Annotated in this window: 18 protein-coding genes; 8 read left to right on the top strand and 10 right to left on the bottom strand. The window is 42.6% G+C overall.

The window, feature by feature from the left end:
• Positions 1 to 466: 466 nt before the first annotated feature.
• On the top strand, positions 467 to 2,065 hold the full coding sequence (locus tag MHB37_RS27270; protein ID WP_076184819.1) for a peptide chain release factor 3: 1,599 nt from the start codon (positions 467 to 469) through the stop codon (positions 2,063 to 2,065).
• A gap of 100 nt (positions 2,066 to 2,165) precedes the next feature.
• Here MHB37_RS27270 and MHB37_RS27265 read toward each other — a convergent pair whose 3' ends face one another.
• Complete coding sequence (locus tag MHB37_RS27265) at positions 2,166 to 2,402, bottom strand: small acid-soluble spore protein SspI (protein ID WP_076130310.1); 237 nt, start codon at positions 2,400 to 2,402, stop codon at positions 2,166 to 2,168.
• A gap of 234 nt (positions 2,403 to 2,636) precedes the next feature.
• On the opposite strand from MHB37_RS27265, the gene MHB37_RS27260 reads away from it, so the two are divergent.
• Positions 2,637 to 3,296: a TrkA family potassium uptake protein gene (locus tag MHB37_RS27260; protein WP_036685517.1), complete on the top strand. Its 660-nt coding sequence runs from the start codon at positions 2,637 to 2,639 to the stop codon at positions 3,294 to 3,296.
• Positions 3,297 to 3,337: 41 nt separating this feature from the next.
• A complete protein-coding gene (locus MHB37_RS27255; RefSeq protein WP_076184818.1) occupies positions 3,338 to 4,123 on the top strand; it encodes an RNA methyltransferase in 786 nt (261 codons plus the stop codon).
• 220 nt (positions 4,124 to 4,343) lie between these two features.
• Here the strand turns inward: MHB37_RS27255 and MHB37_RS27250 are convergent, their stop codons facing one another.
• The 7 genes from MHB37_RS27250 to MHB37_RS27220 form a co-directional block, all read right to left on the bottom strand.
• On the bottom strand, positions 4,344 to 4,898 hold the full coding sequence (locus tag MHB37_RS27250; protein ID WP_081383349.1) for a class I SAM-dependent methyltransferase: 555 nt from the start codon (positions 4,896 to 4,898) through the stop codon (positions 4,344 to 4,346).
• Between the two features lie 6 nt (positions 4,899 to 4,904).
• Positions 4,905 to 6,002, bottom strand: coding sequence for a sensor histidine kinase (locus MHB37_RS27245; RefSeq protein ID WP_405168715.1), 1,098 nt, complete (start codon positions 6,000 to 6,002; stop codon positions 4,905 to 4,907).
• Positions 5,995 to 6,675, bottom strand: a complete 681-nt coding sequence (locus MHB37_RS27240; protein WP_339244948.1) for a response regulator transcription factor — start codon at positions 6,673 to 6,675, stop codon at positions 5,995 to 5,997. Before MHB37_RS27240 ends, MHB37_RS27245 begins: the two co-directional genes overlap by 8 nt.
• Positions 6,676 to 6,706: 31 nt before the next feature.
• A complete protein-coding gene (locus tag MHB37_RS27235; RefSeq protein ID WP_076194087.1) occupies positions 6,707 to 7,270 on the bottom strand; it encodes a class I SAM-dependent methyltransferase in 564 nt (187 codons plus the stop codon).
• Positions 7,271 to 7,300: 30 nt separating this feature from the next.
• Positions 7,301 to 7,798, bottom strand: a complete 498-nt coding sequence (locus MHB37_RS27230) for a DedA family protein (RefSeq protein WP_076130315.1) — start codon at positions 7,796 to 7,798, stop codon at positions 7,301 to 7,303.
• 279 nt (positions 7,799 to 8,077) lie between these two features.
• The gene (locus MHB37_RS27225) at positions 8,078 to 8,875 is read right to left on the bottom strand and encodes a sulfite exporter TauE/SafE family protein (protein WP_076194090.1); all 798 of its coding nucleotides are present in this window, start codon (positions 8,873 to 8,875) and stop codon (positions 8,078 to 8,080) included.
• Between the two features lie 44 nt (positions 8,876 to 8,919).
• Complete coding sequence (locus tag MHB37_RS27220) at positions 8,920 to 10,533, bottom strand: carboxylesterase family protein (protein WP_076194093.1); 1,614 nt, start codon at positions 10,531 to 10,533, stop codon at positions 8,920 to 8,922.
• Between the two features lie 135 nt (positions 10,534 to 10,668).
• Here MHB37_RS27220 and MHB37_RS27215 point away from each other — a divergent pair, with 135 nt between their 5' ends.
• Positions 10,669 to 11,580, top strand: a complete 912-nt coding sequence (locus tag MHB37_RS27215; protein WP_076194098.1) for a LysR family transcriptional regulator — start codon at positions 10,669 to 10,671, stop codon at positions 11,578 to 11,580.
• Positions 11,581 to 11,600: 20 nt separating this feature from the next.
• Here MHB37_RS27215 and MHB37_RS27210 read toward each other — a convergent pair whose 3' ends face one another.
• On the bottom strand, positions 11,601 to 12,194 hold the full coding sequence (locus tag MHB37_RS27210; protein ID WP_076098816.1) for a YdeI family protein: 594 nt from the start codon (positions 12,192 to 12,194) through the stop codon (positions 11,601 to 11,603).
• A gap of 88 nt (positions 12,195 to 12,282) precedes the next feature.
• Positions 12,283 to 13,251: a LacI family DNA-binding transcriptional regulator gene (locus MHB37_RS27205; RefSeq protein WP_076184812.1), complete on the bottom strand. Its 969-nt coding sequence runs from the start codon at positions 13,249 to 13,251 to the stop codon at positions 12,283 to 12,285.
• 112 nt (positions 13,252 to 13,363) lie between these two features.
• Here MHB37_RS27205 and MHB37_RS27200 point away from each other — a divergent pair, with 112 nt between their 5' ends.
• From MHB37_RS27200 to MHB37_RS27185, 4 genes are all read left to right on the top strand, one after another.
• A complete protein-coding gene (locus tag MHB37_RS27200) occupies positions 13,364 to 14,776 on the top strand; it encodes a glycoside hydrolase family 1 protein (RefSeq protein WP_076281970.1) in 1,413 nt (470 codons plus the stop codon).
• A 281-nt stretch (positions 14,777 to 15,057) separates the two neighbouring features.
• Positions 15,058 to 16,902: a beta-glucoside-specific PTS transporter subunit IIABC gene (locus MHB37_RS27195; protein ID WP_405168714.1), complete on the top strand. Its 1,845-nt coding sequence runs from the start codon at positions 15,058 to 15,060 to the stop codon at positions 16,900 to 16,902.
• 129 nt (positions 16,903 to 17,031) lie between these two features.
• Positions 17,032 to 17,871 (top strand): BglG family transcription antiterminator LicT, encoded by an 840-nt coding sequence (gene licT, locus MHB37_RS27190; RefSeq protein WP_341164371.1) that lies wholly within the window; start codon positions 17,032 to 17,034, stop codon positions 17,869 to 17,871.
• Positions 17,872 to 18,020: 149 nt separating this feature from the next.
• The gene (locus MHB37_RS27185; RefSeq protein WP_076277177.1) at positions 18,021 to 19,043 is read left to right on the top strand and encodes an ABC transporter substrate-binding protein; all 1,023 of its coding nucleotides are present in this window, start codon (positions 18,021 to 18,023) and stop codon (positions 19,041 to 19,043) included.
• Positions 19,044 to 19,050: the final 7 nt, after the last annotated feature.

Here is a 19,050-nt window from a genome sequence, read left to right as displayed (position 1 = left end):
GGGGATCTGGGCATTGTTCTAATAACTGCACTTTGTACAATTAAAATCGCTTATCTCGTTGTGATTAGTCTTTTAGATGTATTTTCTGCAACTATAATCACCGGATAAGGCGGAAAAGCGTGCACAACTTATTTTTAATTGCATCAAATGCAACTAAAGGCTAATGAAAATGCTAATACTTCAAGTAAGTGTAGGAAATACATCTATTTTCTTGAGCGATGATATGTGGGGATCATAATCCAGACCATTTGGGAGATATTTTGCGGCACGCGCTTTTTAGTAGATAATGTCTGCCGGATTTTGATATACTTTAGAGGATGCTTTCACTTGAAGCGGACTGGAGCTAGACCTAAGAGCTATTCATTCAGAAATGAAGGGGTATGAACAATGAGCAGAGCACCGATTTGATGAACCCCAGTGTAATTGAAGCAGAAGCAGGAATTTTATATATGAAGGGATATGTGTAATGAACAAAGCAATAGATCAGAAGCTGCAAAAGGAAGTGGATAGACGCAGAACCTTTGCGATCATTTCCCACCCGGATGCGGGTAAAACAACTTTAACGGAGAAACTGCTGTTATTCGGTGGCGCGATCCGTCTGGCGGGAACGGTTAAGGCCCGTAAAGCGAATAAACATGCGACGAGTGACTGGATGGAAATTGAGAAGCAGCGGGGGATTTCTGTAACGTCTTCCGTGATGCAGTTTGATTATTTGAATCATCGCGTGAACATTTTGGATACACCGGGTCACCAAGACTTCAGTGAGGACACCTACCGTACCCTAACTGCAGCGGATAGTGCGGTCATGCTTATTGATGTGGCAAAAGGTGTGGAAGCCCAAACCACCAAACTGTTTCAGGTATGTGCTAAACGGGGCATTCCGATCTTTACCTTTATTAACAAGCTGGACCGTGAAGGACGTAGCCCGTTTGATCTGATGGAAGAGCTGGAGCAGGTTCTTGGTATTCGTTCTGTGCCAATGAACTGGCCGATCGGTAGCGGACGTGAGCTATGCGGCGTGTATGACCGGATGAAAAATCAGGTAGAGCTGTTCCAAGGTGACGATCACTCCGTAATCAAGGTTCAAAAGGTTGACGGATACCGTGATCCAATCATTCGTGAAATGGCTGGAGAGTATCTGCATGATCAACTGTGTCAGGATCTGGAGCTGCTGGATGTAGCAGGCGATGCTTTTGACTATGAAAAAGTATTAAGTGGTGAACTCACACCTGTGTTCTTTGGCAGTGCGATCAACAATTTTGGCGTACAGACTTTCCTCGATAATTTCTTGGATCTGGCACCGAAGCCTGAACCACGCCGCAGTACTATAGGGGTAGTAGAACCAACGAATGAGAAATTCACTGGTTATGTGTTCAAAATTCAAGCGAACATGAACCCGGCTCACCGTGACCGGATTGCTTTCCTGCGTATTGTGTCCGGGAAATTCGAACGGGGTATGAGCGTGAAGCATGTACGTGCCGGTAAAGATATCAAGCTGGCGCAACCACAGCAATTTTTGGCGCAGGACCGCGATATCGTAGAGGAAGCTTATCCGGGAGATATCATCGGTCTGTTTGATCCAGGTATTTTTAGAATTGGTGATACCTTGAGCCAAGCAGGAGATATGGAATTCGATGAGCTGCCAACGTTCTCACCAGAGATTTTTGCTAAAGTGAGTATTAAAAATGCATTGAAATCGAAGCAGTTCCAGAAGGGTGTCGATCAGCTGACTGAAGAGGGCATGATCCAGGTGTTCCGCACGGTCAACTTTGACGATATTTTGCTTGGCGTAGTTGGACAACTGCAGTTTGAAGTGTTTGAGTACCGCATGAAGGGTGAATATGGTGTGGATGTTCAGTTGCAGAGAATGCCGTACCAGTTTGCACGTTGGATCGTAGATGAAACTAAGCCGGATGCGAGCAAATTCAGAATCAACTCAACGTTGGTGACGGATAAGAAGGGCAATTTTGTCGTGTTGTTCGAGAACGAATATGCTATGCGGACAGCGATGGATAAGAACCCGACAGCTAAATTCCTGGAAATGGCTCCAAAAGCATTACTATAATTAGGACGCTATAACTTTCTGAATGTAATAATAAAACCTCCGCCTCCATAGGTGAAGTTACACCATGGTGAGCGGAGGTTTTTGACTAGTTGCGGTCAGTTTACGATGTGATATCCCCAGGGGTAATAGTCTCCAGGTGATCATGTAGCATGGTAACCAACCTATCTTGCTTAGCGGGATCTAAATCCTTCCAGATCATTTCGAACACGGCGCCAAGTCCCGGGAGTGCTGCCTCCGGACCGTCCACAGAGCCTTCAATCATATGACGTAAATCCTCTTCAGATTGACCGTGCACTTTATGAATAATCGCCTGGCGCAAGTCAATGGTAACGGGCATAATGTACCTCCTTTTTTGAAAATATAGTGATATTGACCTCGTTATAATGTGCCCTGCAAAGGTGCTGGAAATTCAAGTTTTTGTCCAAATATAAGATAGTATAAGTTTGACACATATATATCATCCTTATATTCCTACGAGAAACGGTTGTCATCCATAAGGACGGCAATGACGTTTCTTCTTGGCTTATGCTATACTGTTTGAGATATAGAATGCTACGGGAGGTACATAGACATGGCCAAAAAACAATATGCCGTCATCGGTATGGGGCGTTTCGGATCTAGTGTTGCTAAGGCGCTCAGCGGCATGGGGTTTGATGTACTTGCGATTGATGCTGACGAGCAGCGAACACAGGAAATTTCAAGTATTGTAACTCATGCCGTATCTGCAGATTCCACGGATGAGGAGGCGCTGCGTGCCCTTGGTATTCGCAATTTTGATGTGGTGGTTGTAGCCATTGGCGAGGACATACAAGCTAGCATCCTGACAACACTTATCCTAAAAGACCTGGGTGTGCCTGCAATTCTGGCAAAAGCCAAAGGTGAACTGCACGGCAAAGTATTAAGCAAAATTGGTGCGGACAAGGTGATTTATCCTGAACGGGATATGGGAATGCGGGTTGCGCATCATCTTGCTTCGCCTAATATATTGGATTATATTGAGCTGTCGCCGGACTACAGTATTCTGGATATGAAGGTATCCGGACCGATGCTCGGAAAAAATCTACAGGAGCTCGACATCCGCGCAAGATTTGGCTGCAACGTAATGGCCATCCGCCAAGGTGAAGAAATGAACATCTCTCCCCGTGCAGAGGATCGCCTGATCGATGGCGATATCCTTGTTATTGTTGGGCATAAGGATAATTTGACGAAGCTGGAGATGGCGTATCAGTAGGAACAAAGAATAAATGGCAAGGCAGAAGAAAGGAAGACTTTATGGAAATCATGTCTCCGCAAAATACGCGGGTTAAAGAGTGGGCCGGGTTACAGGAGAAAAAGCATCGTGACAAGGCTCGTAAATATATCGTAGAGGGCGTTCATCTGGTTCAAGAAGCACTGCTGGCTGAAGCAGATGTGGAATGCCTTGCTTATGACCTCGACAAAGGAATGCCTGCTGAACTTAAGGGGCTGCTTCAGGCTGTTCAGGGAATGGAAGTGATTGGCGTTTCGGCGGCGATCATCTCAAAATGCAGCAGCACCAATACGCCGCAGCCGGTGTTCGCCATCGTGCGGAAGGAACAGCAGGCAGTAGAAGCTATCCTAGCGAAGAAGGATAGCCTTGTGGTTGTGCTGGACGGCGTGCAGGATCCGGGCAATGTCGGCACCATCATCCGCAGTGCGGATGCAGCGGGAGCAGACGGAGTGATCCTCGGACAAGGCTGTGCCGACCTCTATAATCCGAAGACCATCCGTTCCACGATGGGCTCGATGTTCCATCTTCCGGTGGTGGAGGGAGATTTAAGTGAGATTTTGCCACAGGCCCGGGAAAATGGGGCGCTGCTGGTGAGCACTTCGCTGCAGGGCGAAGAATCGTGCTATGAGCACAATTTCCACGGCAGCCAGTGGCTGCTGATTGGCAGCGAAGGAAAAGGCATCTCGCCGGAAACGGCGCGACTCGTGGACAAGAGTATCATCATCCCGATGGCAGGCCGCGCGGAATCGCTGAACGCCGCAATGGCGGCGACGATTTTGCTGTTTGAGGGCATGAGACAGCGGGGATAAATTGTCACCGTTTGTAACGTGGTGTGAGTTGTAAGTCATCTTGTCACCGTTTGTAACGTAGTTTTCTCACACTAAATCCAGTCCTGATGATCAAGATAATCTTGATCATCAGGACTTTTTTATAATCCTGCAACAGTATTGGCTGCACATAAGCCTGGCCATTTCCATTCTCAATAATTATACATTCTTTAGAAATTACTGTTTTCCGAATATTCATGTGTCATTCTTTTTTACGACAAATATATACGAATGTTGGAGGGAAAGTGTAAGGCACAAATTCAATTTTCTCAATAAGTAGTTGTTTAGCCCATCTTTTTTTCATGTGCAGCGAGTGCTGATATGCAACTAAAATTCCGCCTGGTTTAAGTGACTTAACAATCTGATGTAGGATTTTGTCACGCATTTCAATTGAAAAATTAAAAAATGGTAATCCGCAAATTATGCAATCTAACTCACGGATGCCTTCCTGATTCAATTTCTTGAGTAAGTAGCTGGCGTTGGAATGGAAAATGCATTCCGGATAAATTGCTTTTAAGTGTTCTCTCATTTTTTTATTCCGCTCAAACAAAAGCACTTTTGTAGAATTCGTTAATTGTGATGTCATGAGATGTGTAATAGCACCTGTACCAGCTCCAAGCTCTGCAACGGCATTTACATTATGCCATTGTACAGACTGGACTATTTTATTGGCTAATAATTGCGAACTGGGTAGAATATTTCCTACCCGCTTTGGATCTTTGAGGAAGCCTTGTAAGAAAAGTAAGTATTCAGACATAATCAATTAGCAATCCTCTCCGAAAGGCAATCTCAGTTGGAATGTGAAGACGTCATGAGTGTGTTTAAGCGTTAAAGTACCCTTGTGCAACTCAGCAATATTCCTAGCTATCGAAAGACCAAGTCCTGCCCCGGTTTGAATTCCCTGGCTTTTTCTTGAGTGGTCAACCTTATAAAATCGGTCAAATAGACGGTTTTCTTGATCCTGTGAGAGGGGAGTTCCTTTATTTTCAATCTCAATGGTACAGTGTTCAGAATCAGTTGTAATTCGTATGCTAATGCTTCCCGGGCTGATGGAATATTTTAAGGCGTTCATAAGTAGATTATCTATGGCTCTGGCTATTTTCTCACTGTCGATTAAGGTGAGGATTGGGCTCTTATCTATATCTTTTATAAGATGCACATTGTTTTCTTGAGCGATTGGTTCGAATTCGAACAACAATTGATTCAAAAGCTGCGAAAAATCGATTCTCTCCAGATTTAAACGGGAATCCACCGAATTAAGTCGGGTATATTCAAACAAATCATCAAGGAGTTTCTTCAAATGAAGCGCCTTGTTATAGGTGTTTTGAATAAAACGTGTGTATTCTTTTTTATCTTGGTACGATTCTGTACGTAAAAGCTCAATATACCCGATAATACTTGTAAGAGGGGTGCGTAAGTCGTGTGAAATCCCCGTGATCATCTCCATCTTGGATTTTTCTATTTCGCGTTCCTTGATGATCTGTTGCTCTAAGCGCTCTGCCATCCGGTTGATGTTCAAAGCCACCAGTCCTAGTTCATCTTGGCGCACAACTTTTACCCGATAACTCAAATTACCTTCGGATATAATCTGAAGTCCTTGTTCCAGCGCAATTAAATCTTTGACGATTCGCCGGGTCAATGTAAAAAATGTAATAACGAAAATAATGAAAAACATCGGAGTAAGAAGGTAGGCAAGAAAATTGAACACCCAATCCAATTTTGTTGCATTTCCAAAATGAAAGAACAAGATGCTAAGTGAGGTATTTATCGCAATGGTAATTATGAAACTCAACACCATCCTGATTAAGATATTGGATTGAATGCGTTTATTTATTTGTAGATCTTGTATGATTTTAATCAACTTTGTAACCAACTCCCCAGACTGTCTTAATATACAGAGGTTCTCTTGGATTTTCCTCTAATTTTTCTCTTAAGTTACGAATATGAACCATTACGGTATTGTCAGAATATCCGTAAGGCTCTTTCCATACACTCTCGTAAATTTGCTCCGAACTATAAACTTGCCCAGGCCGGCTTGCAAGCAGGGTTAAAATCGCAAACTCTAGTGGAGTTAATGAAACTTCAATTCCATTTAACTTTACGAAATGTTTATTTTTATCTATGATCAGGTTTTTAATTATAAGCAGAGAGTTGAATTCTTCCTTTCCAATTAAGGACTGACGCCGTAACTGAGCTTTTACACGGGCCAGTAGTTCCAGTGGATTAAACGGTTTGATCATGTAATCGTCTGCCCCGGTAGTTAGACCCGTGATTTTATCAATGTCCTCTTGCTTGGCTGAGAGCATAATAATTGGGATATTTGATATTTCCCTAATTTTGAGACAGGCTGTGATACCGTCCATTTGAGGCATCATGACATCCAGGATAACCAGTTGAATGGATGTTGTTTGTATTGTACTCAACGCCTCTTGACCATCTGCAGCTTCAAGCACTTGGTAACCTTCATTTCTTAAGTAAACATGAATCACATCTCGAATTTCAGAATCATCATCTGCAACAAGAATTGTATTCAATGGACGCTGCCCCTCTTCTATATTTATTTTATTATGTTTCCCTTTTACGACAGACGTAGACGAAAGCGGGAGGGAAATTAAATGGCACATATTTTATTGTATCAATATTAAAATATTCGGAGAGTTGCTTCTTCATTTGAAGTGAATACTGAAAGGCAATAAATAATCCCTCAGGTTTAAGGGATTGGTAGATCTGTTCAACCAATGTATTTCTTAATTCGGGCTCAAAATTGAAAAAGGGCAGCCCACTAAAAATACAATCTAACTGATGAATATGTGAACCTTTAATTGTTTCTACTAAACTAGCAGCATTATGATAACAAGAAAAGTCCGGATAGCTTGTCTTCAGGTTATGCCTCATGGTTTTATCCATCTCAAATAGTAACACTTTCGTTGTACTAGTTACCTTAGTATTGATTACACGGGTGATTGCACCTGTACCTGATCCAAGTTCAGCGACTGCTTTAACTTCATGCCAAGGGGCTTGGTTAACCATGCTGTGTGCCAGAAACCGGGAACTCGGGGTAACACTGCCTACCTGTTTTGGATCCTGAATAAAACTTCTTAAAAATAAGAGTTTTTCATTGAAGCTCATTCGGAATTCCTCCATAATTTTAGAATTGATTTAGATGTTTATTAATTTTGATAGGATGTGATCTCCAAAGTACGTTCCTACAAAAAAGAACAGTAAGGTCCAACTTAAAGCACTGGGATATGAAATAAGGGCAAATCGTTTATAGCTTGTACCGCTGAGCCCGATCAACATGGGAATGATGTAACGTACAACTGGAATAAACATGCCGATATACATAGCTGTACGCCCACGTTTTTTTAGAATCTGCTCTGCTTTTTTAAAATGTCTATTAGCTTCAAATTTGCACTTCAGCTTTTGCCCAAAGAATTTACCTGCAAAGTAGGCAACCGTAAAGGCCGTTAATAGCCCTGATAAAATGCAGAAATAAGTCATCCAGGAATTGATAATCCCCATGTGGCTTAGGGTAGCTCCAGTGAGGATTGTAATTTCATTAGGGATTGGAATTCCAAAAGGGCCTAACGTGAAAGCAAGATAAAAAATCAGATATCCATACTGATTGATTAGCTCTAAGACGGTATTACTGGCCAATATGCCACCTCCTTCGCTTACTTCAATACAGAAATCTTAACTAAAAAAACTGAGGAATTAGGTGGGGGAATTCTAAAGAAATCCTGAAGAGACTTAAAATTCGATAGGATTGGCCAAGTCTCTTATTTATAGGGGGCTAAATTATGATAGAAGAAGGGATCCGTTTCTGCCTTGCAATTTGAAATGTCGCTGATATCAAGGAATCAGTCCCACAGTCACAATAAAAAAGTCCTGAGGATCAAGAAACTCTTGATCCATCAGGACTTTTTACATAATGACCTACCCTTTCATCATCAAACGAAGCGAAACGATGATGAGAAAAACGGCTAATAGCTTTAAAAGCAGCTTGGCAGGAAGGCGTTTTGCCAGGCGTGCGCCAATTTGACCGCCGATAATTGCGCCAGGTGCTAGGGCTAACACCATAAACCATTCAACATTCAATAAAAAGGCATGTGTTGTGGTGCTTACGATAGCTGACAGGAAAATTTGAAGCATAGAAGTTGCAACAGCGATATGGGGGGCAAAGTTGAGAAGTAAGGTCATTGTCGGAACCATAAGACTCCCGCCGCCAATCCCAAATAGGCTTGCTACAAAGCCAACAAGAAAACTGATGATTATGCCGGTAGGCATATGATAAGCATATTCGAAATGAGCACCGCTATTATCGGAAAAGCTTCGCTTCACGGTTGGTTTGAAAGGCCAATGGATGGGTTTATTCGGCTTGAACAAGAGCAATAAAGCGACAAGGATTAAGAAAATACCGAAGCTTACGAAAAACATTCTCCCGCCCATTTGCTTGGTAAAGAGTGCACCTATTACTGAACCCGGAATCGAAACGGCGGCAAAGGTGAGCGCTGCTTGATAATCGATTCTCTTCTGCTTTGCGTACACATAAGTACTTGAGATGGAGTTGAAAAGCAGCATCGCCATTGATGTTCCAGCCAGATGTGAAGGCTCCATATCAGGAAAAAGGAAAGCCAACGCAGGCACAACGATGAACCCGCCGCCAAGTCCGACCAATGAACCGGAAATGCCAGCTGCTAGCCCGATGACTAAGAGCAGTAAGTAAGTTAGCACAACAGCATGTTCCTTCCTCTACGTGAATTCTACAATCATTTATCTTACCAGAAAAAACGTCCCGCAAATAAATTGTTTTTTAGCCAATTGCGCTGTTCTGCTGCTAAACGGGGATCATTGTCCATTTGGGACAGGATATCTTTTTTTACAAGTTTGCAGACGGATTGAACAATAGTTTGATCCTGGCTAGCATCTAACCAGAGAATTTCCGCAGACCGGGGATTAGGGGTGTATCGTTGCCAAGCAGGTTGTCCCTCAGCATTAGGATTACCGGTATATAGGAAATGCCGTAAATAGTCCCTCATTAGGGAAGAGAGCATGTTACGCCCAGGCTCGTTATGCTCGGAAATTACATCCGCAGGAAATCTTTCCTGGACACCGGAAAAGTCACCTGTATAGAAGGGGATGTCTGCACCATGCGGGGCACCCATAAGAAAACGGATATAAGGATCGATCACTCCGTCTCTTAACCCCCAGGCGAAGCGGTAAGCATAGATGGGCATCTCCGGAATCGCACTTAATAATATCTCTGTAGTCTGCTCTACATTAAATTCTGCATACAGATCGCTCCCATATTGGACTGCAGCTTCATAGAGCTTCTTTTCTTCCAGATTTCCGGCTAACTCTTCCTTTTGCACTAGGGAGAAGAAATGAGTATCCCATAAAGTGAACTCGGAGAATTCGCTGGCAGTGCTGCCAAGGATGATCGGCAGGGAAGGGTGATCGCGGTTATTTAGATTGTCGAAGCCACCAATAGGAATGACCGTGCCATCTTCGATCAAATGGGGAAAAGCAGCCATCTGAAGCCCCGTCTCACGAATGATTTCGACAAAGTGAAAGGCATTCTGACGATATAGGAAGGCGGAAATCTTATCCGCAGATTGTGTGGAAATCCATACTCTTGCCTCACCTTGAGTGCTGACCATTCCTGTTTTTATTAATAACTCTGTTAAAATGTCATCTGCTTTTTCTTCGCTTTGCTCCGTAACAGCCGTTGTTAAACCTCCGCTCATAATAAAAAGCTTATGAAAGAGCCCTCTGCCCAGCGGTGAAAGGTAAGCAGCTAATGCATTTCTTGCACCTGCAGACTGGCCCCCTAATGTTATGTTCCCTGGATTTCCCCCAAAGCAAACAATGTTATTGCGCAGCCACTTTAGCGCATGAAGAACATCGAGGAGACCGTAATTTCCTGAGTCATCCAAGGGGTCCCCGGTTCGGAGTGAGGGATGCCGGAAAAATCCCATTGCTCCTAAACGGTAATTCACTGTAACCACTATACTATTTGTCTTACACGCCAATTCTCCAGCTTGAAAATCCCGTCCCGAACCCCCAATATTTCCGCCGCCGTGGAGGAAGACGAATACGGGTAAGCCTGCCTCGGCATGATCCGGTCGCCAAATATTCAAAAAGAGGCAATCTTCACTGCCGCCAGGTTCCCCTTGAATGAATTGGACACTGCTATTATTAAAATGGCATGCAGGCAATACACCTGTCCAAGGTTCTATCTCACGCGGTGCTTTCCATCTGAGCTTATCTATGGGAGGTTCCGCATAAGGAATCCCTAACCATGCGATCGCCCCAAGTGTTGGCAGACGTATGCCTTTAAGCTGACCGCTGGAGACTGTAATAATTTCTTCCATGGGTTCTCGTGTGCTCATTTATAGTTCCCCTTTCTCCTGCAGATTCTTATGTATTTTTAATTCTCTTTATTATAGTGTTCTGCTATGATGATGAAAAATATATTATTATATATAAAATACATAACTCTAAGGTTATAGAAGAGGGTGGGTTCGTTGGATTTACTTTCGCTTCGGTACTTTCAAACGGTTGCAAAGCTTGAGAATATGACCCAAGCAGCCGAAATACTCCAAATCTCACAGCCTGCTATAAGTAAAATGATCAAAAATCTTGAGGGCGAATTAAACGTCAAATTGTTTGATCGCACAGGAAAATACATTCGATTAAATGAATATGGAAAGCGGTTTCTTGTGAAAGTTGATTTAGCCCTACAAACGTTAGAGGAGGGGAAAACAGAGCTATTGGACTTGTCTGAGCGACCGACAGGAACTGTAGTGATTTTTATCCAAGCGGGTTCCTATTTGCTTCCGGATATGATCACATTATTTCGTCAGAAATACCCGGAAGCTCAATTCAAGCTATTGCAGCAGGATCAGGAGATCTCACGTTATCCGGCTTTTGATTTGTGTATTTCTTCTACTCCGCTCAAGATTCCAGGAACAGTGTCGACACCGGTATTAACGGAAGAAATCCTGCTGGCGGTTCCTAATGAGCACAGGCTCGCAACCCGTAAAAGTGTACGTCTGAATGAACTCGCGGAAGACGGTTTTATTAGTTTGAAAATAGGCAAGCAGCTGCGCGACACGACGGATTCTCTATGTCACGCCGCCGGATTTGCTCCGCGTATCATTTATGAATGCGATGAGCCTTCGATGGTACGCAGTCTAGTCCGTTCGGGACTAGGGGTTTCTTTTATCCCCGCTGTAACTTGGGGGGGGTCTCAAGGATCCTCTGTCGTGCTTCTTCCCATTGAAGAACCCATAAGTACCCGCACCATTGAAATCTCATGGTATACCAACCGGTACATGACTAATGTCGCTAAAAAGTTCAAGGCCTTTGTTGAGGATTATTACAAGCAGTTAGAAGAAGACAAATTAAAAAATGAGTCAACTAACCCTAAGGCTTAATTGACTCATTGTCAGCAACGCTAATCATTTAATCCCTTGCCCTCAAGGATTTGCGGGATGAATTTTTCAATTCGGGATACGCGGGTTTTGGATTGTTTGGCTTGAGAAAAATGATAAATATATGCGTTTTGCCGTCCAGGCGTTAGGGCTTCAAAAGCAGTTTTCAAGCCAGGAAGTTCAGCGAATTTAGTCTGAAGCTCTTCAGGAATGAGGTAATCCTCTTTCTTTTTTAATTCGACTTCCAAACCCGCTTTTTCAACTTCTATGGCATTTTGAATGTAGGCTTTCAGAACAGCTTCCATTTCAACGATTTGTTGCACATTCGTAAACCGAATTTGGCGCGCTGCCTGCACATTTTCTGTTTGTTGAATTAGAATCCCATTGGGATCCTGTAACAAGGCACCTTTGTGAAAGAGAAGCGCACAATATTCTTTAAATCCATGAATTAATACTATGTTTTTATCATCAAATGTGTAACATGGATGCATCCACTTATAATCTTCGGTCAGCCCGCAATCAAGCACGATCGTTCTCAACTGCTCATATTCTTCCCGCCATTGTTTCGCTTTACTTAAGAATTTATCAACCCTAGGATTCAATACATTATTTGTCATAAAAAACACCCATTTTCATCATAATTTTCAATACAATTTTACTTTTTTTTATGGAATGTACAGTCGTAATCTTCTGGGAATGGGCAACCTATGTTGTCTCCCGTTCGATCAGTTGGAACGATAGGGGCTGCAGCTCCATATCCAGTCCAAGCAGGGTTGGAGCCAGCAGAAGAAAGGCGTTCTCCGCCTGTCCCGCAATCGGATTCCGAACAGTGGTAATTCCGAGTGTCTGTGACAGCTCCGAATTATCAAAACCAATGATGGCTAGATCACGGGGCACATCCAGCTGCTGTCTACGTGCTTCGCTCAGAACGCCCACCGCCACCAAATCATTGGAGCACAGAATAGCATCCGGCTGATCGGGTTGTCCAATTAGGGTTCGCACCAATTGCTCTCCGTCACGGATTCCATAAATCGTGGAGTAATACCATTTCTCAACGATGGGAAGATTATATTTGGTCATGATTTGCTCATAAGCTAGTCGTCTACTTTGGGTATTTATGCTGCTTGGGCGGCCAAAAGCATTAGCGATACGCGTATAACCCCGCTCTATCAAATGCTCTAGAGCGAGTGCATATCCATCATATTGGTTCATGGCAACTGACGGTATTTCAGGATGGTCCATGCGTTGCCAAGACACAATCGGGCCGTATTTGCAGTAGGAAGTTATGACATTTTTATCGTTAACAGCGGTCAGAATAAGCAGAGCGTCGACTCTTTTTTGTTTGAGATCCTCGAAGGCCTGAAGTTCCTTTTGCTTATCACCGCCGGTGGTATAAATAATCGTCTGATACCCGTAACGGCCGGAAATTTCGACGAAGCTGTTCATGAAGCACAAAATAAGCTCGTTGAGGTCTAAGGTAATCATGCCGATTTGCTGGGTTTGGCCTTTGGATAAAGATATGGCATTCCGATTGGGAACATAGTCCGTCTCTTTCATAATGGCGAGAATTTTCTCCCTAGTTTCCTTGCTGACATGGGGAGAATCGTTCAGGACTCGGGATACCGTAGCTTTGGAAAAGCCCGACAGCTTAGCAATTTCGTCAAGTGTGGACATCGGCTTATCTCCTTTGCAAGATTAATCCTTGACATGTAACGCGTTCCAAGGTTTAGGATTCGGATTAGAGCAGTAAACCTATACTATCACAATAGCAAAGGCGGGAAGAAATATGAACTTACAATTTCCAGAAGGATTCCTATGGGGTGGGGCTGTAGCCGCTAACCAGCTTGAAGGGGCATATCAGGATGATGGCAAAGGCTGGTCTACCCAAGATGTCATGCCGCATGGCATTAAGTCTGCGCCTACAGAAGTTCCTACCGACGATAACATGAAGTTGATTGGTATCGATTTCTATCACCGATATAAAGAAGATATTAAGCTGTTTGCGGAAATGGGCTTTAAAGTATTCCGGACGTCTATTGCCTGGTCCCGGATTTTCCCGAAAGGGGACGAGCTGGAGCCGAATGAACAGGGCTTGCAGTTCTACGACGACCTGTTCGACGAGTGTCATAAATACGGCATCGAACCGCTAGTTACGATCTCCCATTATGAGACCCCGCTGCATTTGGCACGAGAGTATGATGGATGGGTTAACCGTAAGATGGTGGAATTTTACGAGCGTTATGTGAGAACGATCTTTAATCGTTACAAGAACAAGGTCAAATACTGGCTGACCTTTAATGAGATCAATTCTATCCTAGAGTTCCCATTTATGAGTGGCGGAATCAATACTCCATTGGAAAAATTGAGTAAGCAGGATCTGTATCAGGCCATTCACCATGAGTTCATTGCAAGTGCTTTGGCGGTAAAAATCGGTCATGAGATCAATCCTGATTTCAAAATAGGCTGCATGGTGCTGAGCATGCCAATTTATCCGCTCACTCCGCATCCGGACGACTTGATCAAGGCGATGCAAAGTGATCACAAAAATATGTTTTTTGCGGATGTTCATAGCAGAGGTTATTATCCAGGCTATATGAAACGGTTCTTTAAGGAAAATGGAATTCACATTCATTTCGAGTCAGGGGACGAAGAAATTCTGAAGCATACCGTGGATTTCATATCGTTCAGTTACTATATGAGCACATGTGAAACAGCCGATCCTGAGAAACAGATCAGAGGAGAAGGAAACCTGCTGGGCGGGGTACCGAATCCGTATCTGGAAGCGAGCGAATGGGGTTGGCAGATCGATCCGCAGGGCTTGCGTTATGTGATGAATATGTTCTATGACCGATACCAAAAACCGCTGTTTATCGTGGAAAATGGCCTTGGCGCCGTCGATCAGCTGGTTGTAGACGGGAACGGTGAGAAGATCGTAAACGATGATTACCGGATCAATTATTTGCAAGATCATTTGGTTCAAGTAGCGGAAGCTATTGCTGATGGCGTGGAAGTTATGGGATACACAAGCTGGGGCTGCATCGACTTGGTTAGCGCAACAAGCGCCGAGCTGAAGAAACGTTATGGTTTCATTTATGTAGATCGTCATGATGATGGTTCAGGTACACTGGACAGATACCGTAAGAAGTCCTTCCACTGGTACAAAGAAGTAATTGAATCCAACGGACAAAGCCTGTTCTAAAAAAAAAGTCCTGATAATCAAGTTATTCTTGATTTATCAGGGCTTTTTTTGTTATCCAATATTATACAGGCTCTGGTTTATTGTTGACATCATTAATTGAACATGTTAATTTGTAAATAATAAATTAATCGGATATCAGGATTGCTACTGCATAGCAGGCAAAACCTAAGTTTCATTTATGATTACGGGGATAATCTCTCTCGTACATAGATGTGATTTAGGTTTTTTTGTGTTCCCTGATATCGGTGATTAATTGATCTGTTACAAAGGGGTGTATAAAAATGAGTTATGAACAGCTAAGTAAAGACATTATTCAATCTGTCGGTGGGGAGAAAAATATTAACAATGTGATTCATTGTGCCACGCGACTAAGATTCACACTTAACGATGAGCAAAAAGCTGATAAAGAAAATTTGGGAAAAATGAAAGGGATTATTGGGGTAGTTAGCAAAGGGGGACAGTTTCAAGTTATAGTGGGTACCCATGTTGCTGATGTGTATAAAGAAATTGCCAAATCCATATCCCCTAACAGTGACTCTGGCGAGAACAAGGTAAAGAAACCTATAGGGACTCTGATTTTTGATGTTATTTCTAGAAGCTTTTCGCCTCTGATTGGTGCTTTAGCAGGTGCGGGTATGTTGAAAGCGCTATTAACCGTACTTGCTTCGTTACATGTTCTAAGTGCGGATAGTGAAACTTACAAAGTATTAGCCGGCGCTAGTAATGCTGTGTTTTATTTTCTACCCATTTTCTTAGGAATTACGTTATCGATTAGGCTGGGTGTTAATGCTTATGTGGGTGGCAGTATCGGTGCGGCTTTACTTGAACCTAATATTACGGGATTATCAAGTGTTGAATCTCCACATTTTTTAGGTATTCCTTTAGTAATTTCGGACTATTCATCAAGCGTGTTTCCGATTTTTATCGCCATCTGTATATACGCTTTATTGGATAAGCAGCTAAGAAAGTTTATACACAAGGATTTGCAGATGTTCTTGGTCCCTATGCTATGTTTGATTGTGATTGTTCCGTTAACTATTTTGGCTTTCGGACCGTTTGGCGTGAATGTAGGGAATTTAATTGGAGACGCTATTTTGTTCCTCAGTACGAAAAGCGGTATTGTTACAGGGGCAATTGTGGGAATAGCTTGGACGTATTTGACTGTACTCGGATTGCACTGGGGACTTGTGCCAATTATTCTTGAGAACATTGCTAAGGGTGGAGATCCAATATATGCAATGGCCGGCATGGCCATCTTCGCGCAGCTGGGTGTAGCGTTGGGTATCTTCCTGAAAACAAAGGACAAACAGTTGAAAACATTGGCCGGCAGTACATTTATACCAGGCGCGCTTTCCGGTGTAACAGAACCTATTATTTACGGTTTGCTGACTCGTTACAAACGGACTTTCATTTATGTAACCATTGCCGGCGGTGTAGGTGGAGCACTTAGTGGTCTTTTCAAAGTGAAGATGGAAGTCTTCGCATTTGTGAGCGTATTAAGTCTTCCCGCATTCTCTCCGCTGGTCGTTCAAGCGATTATAGCAGGTGTGACCATTGTATTGGCTATGGTAATTACCATGGTATTTGGTTATGAAGATAAAAAGAAAGTGAATATTGTAGAAGAAAAAACGAATACTGAAAAAAGCGAGGTTATCCTCCCTCACGCCGTTAAAAGTTCAACCGTTGTAAGCCCTCTGGCTGGTAACGTAATCCCGTTAACCTCAGTAAATGATGCTGCCTTTGCTTCTGAAGCAATGGGCAAGGGGATTGCAATTGAACCCACAGAAGGTAAGCTTTATTCTCCGGTAAGTGGAGTTGTATCCACTATTTTCAGAACAGGTCATTGTATTGCGGTAGTATCGGATGAGGGTGTTGAGGTCTTGATTCATATCGGTATAGAAACCGTGAAGCTAAAAGGTAAATACTTTGATGTGAAGGTGCAAGAAGGAGCAACCGTTAAACAGGGTGATCTATTGATTGAGTTTGATTTTGAACAAATAAAAAATGAAGGTTATCAATGCACAACACCGATAATTATTACCAATACGGCTAATTATAGTGATGTGATTGGTACCAATAAAACAGTTATTACACCGGGTGAAGATTTGCTGACTGTTGTAGTGTGATCTATTGAAGAGTCATAAGGTATGAATGGAATCGATCTCTTAGTACTGCTACTTAGAGATCGATTTTTTATTATAGAATACTATAAAAAAGTGCTAGCTTCGTAAGATGAAAAGGTAAGGAGCTGTAATATGCGGATCGAAAAAGTGTTAAACAACAATGTTGTTACTGTCATAGATGACCAAAATTTTGAACTAGTAGTTATGGGAAGAGGACTGGCCTTTAAGAAAAAACGTGGAGACTTTTTAGAAGAAGATAAAATTGAAAAGATATTCACTTTAAGTAATCAAAAACTTTCAGATAAGCTAAAAACGCTGCTTTCCGAGATTCCAATCGAGCACATGGAGCTCTCAGAAGAGATTATTAACTTCGCCAAACTGCAGCTCGGTAAAATGCTGGATGACAGTATTTATGTTAGTCTGACAGATCATATCAGTTTTGCGCTGGAGAGATTCTCAAAAGGGATGAAGATTAAAAACGCCATGCTTTGGGAAATCAAAAAATTCTATAAAGAAGAATATGAAGTTGGGAAAGCTGCGCTTCAAATTATACATTCCAAGCTCGGAGTCAGACTTCCCGAAGATGAGGCCGGACATATTGCGCTCCATCTGGTGAATGCAGAACTAAATGAAGAGATGCCTAACATGGTGAATATCACCAAGATCATGAACGACATCCTAAATATCGTGAAGCGCCATTTCAGGCTAGAGTACGAAGAGGAGTCCCTTGCTTATTACCGTTTTATCACTCATTTGAAATTTTTTGCACAACGTCTCATCAACGGTACTCCACCTCCTGATAATGAGAATGGCTTATTTATTTTGGTAAAGCAGCAGTATAAGGAAGCTTTCGCAAGCGTTGAGAAAATTAAAATCTATATTGATAAAACATATAATCGGGAGTTAACAAATGATGAAATGCTGTATCTGACCATACACATTGAAAGAATTACAAACCAGATCATGGAGTAGGGACGGTTAAGCCTTAAATTTTAACTTTGACTTTCGGGAGAATCGCGTATAAGATTACTAATATGTTTTCTGTGATAATCATTATCAATAGATTGATAACTGTTATCATAGAATAAACTTCGAACGTTGAATCCAGGGGGATAAAGTAAATGCACAAAAAGTTAATTAGTTTATTTATGGTTGTTGCTATCATATTGGTCGTATCAGGCTGTGGTACTAACCAAAAGAACAATTCAACATCGAACGCGGGAGCAACTGATAAACCAGCTGCTGAAAACGCGGGCAGTGAATCTACAAGCGGTCCTATTGTTTTAAAGGATTCTAAAGGTGAGATTACGCTGGACAAACCTGCGCAAAGAGTTGTGGTATTGGAATGGACCTTTACGGAGGATGTTATTGCACTGGGAGTGCAGCCAGTAGGTAACGCAGATAACGAAAACTATAAGCTGTATGTGACTTCTGAAGCACCACTTGATGCAAACGTGACTGATGTTGGTTCCCGTGACGAGCCAGATCTGGAGACAATTGCTTCATTAAAGCCTGATCTGATTATTGCCAATACGGGTGGGCATGAAGGAATTTATGATCAACTTAAAAGTATCGCTCCAACACTGATTTTCGGCTTGTATCCGAATGAAGGAGAAGGTAATCAGTACACGCTGATGGAAGATACTTTCAAAACGATTGCAGCGGCAGTAGGTAAAACAGCAGAAGCCGATAAGGTTCTTGCTGATTTGGATGCACATTATGCAGATGCAAAGGCAAAGCTGGCTGATGCAGGCAAAGAAGGCTTGAACTATGTACTGACACAAGCATACAGCTACCAGAATGCAGCAACGATGCGTCTTTTTACAGATAATTCACTTGCGGTACAAACTTTGGATCGGATCGGTCTGAAAAACGACTGGAAACCTGAAAATTTCGAAGTTTACGGATTCAGCACCTCTACAGTTGAAGCATTGCCTGCGGTTCAGGATACAAATCTGATCTATATCGTCCAAGAGGATGATAATATTTTCACGAAAGAACTGAAGGATAATTCCGTTTGGAATGGCCTTAACTTTGTGAAAGAGAATCGCACCTTCGGATTGAGCAGTACTACTTGGGTGTTCGGCGGTCCGATCTCCTCCAAAGTTATCGTGGATGAAGTTGTAAATACATTAACGAAATGAGTGCGGT

The sequence above is a fragment of the Paenibacillus sp. FSL H3-0286 genome (assembly GCF_045040705.1).
Classification (GTDB): domain Bacteria; phylum Bacillota; class Bacilli; order Paenibacillales; family Paenibacillaceae; genus Paenibacillus_AQ; species Paenibacillus_AQ odorifer.
The sequence above is the reverse complement of the archived record's forward strand: the minus strand, read 5'-3'. Positions and strand labels throughout refer to the sequence as shown.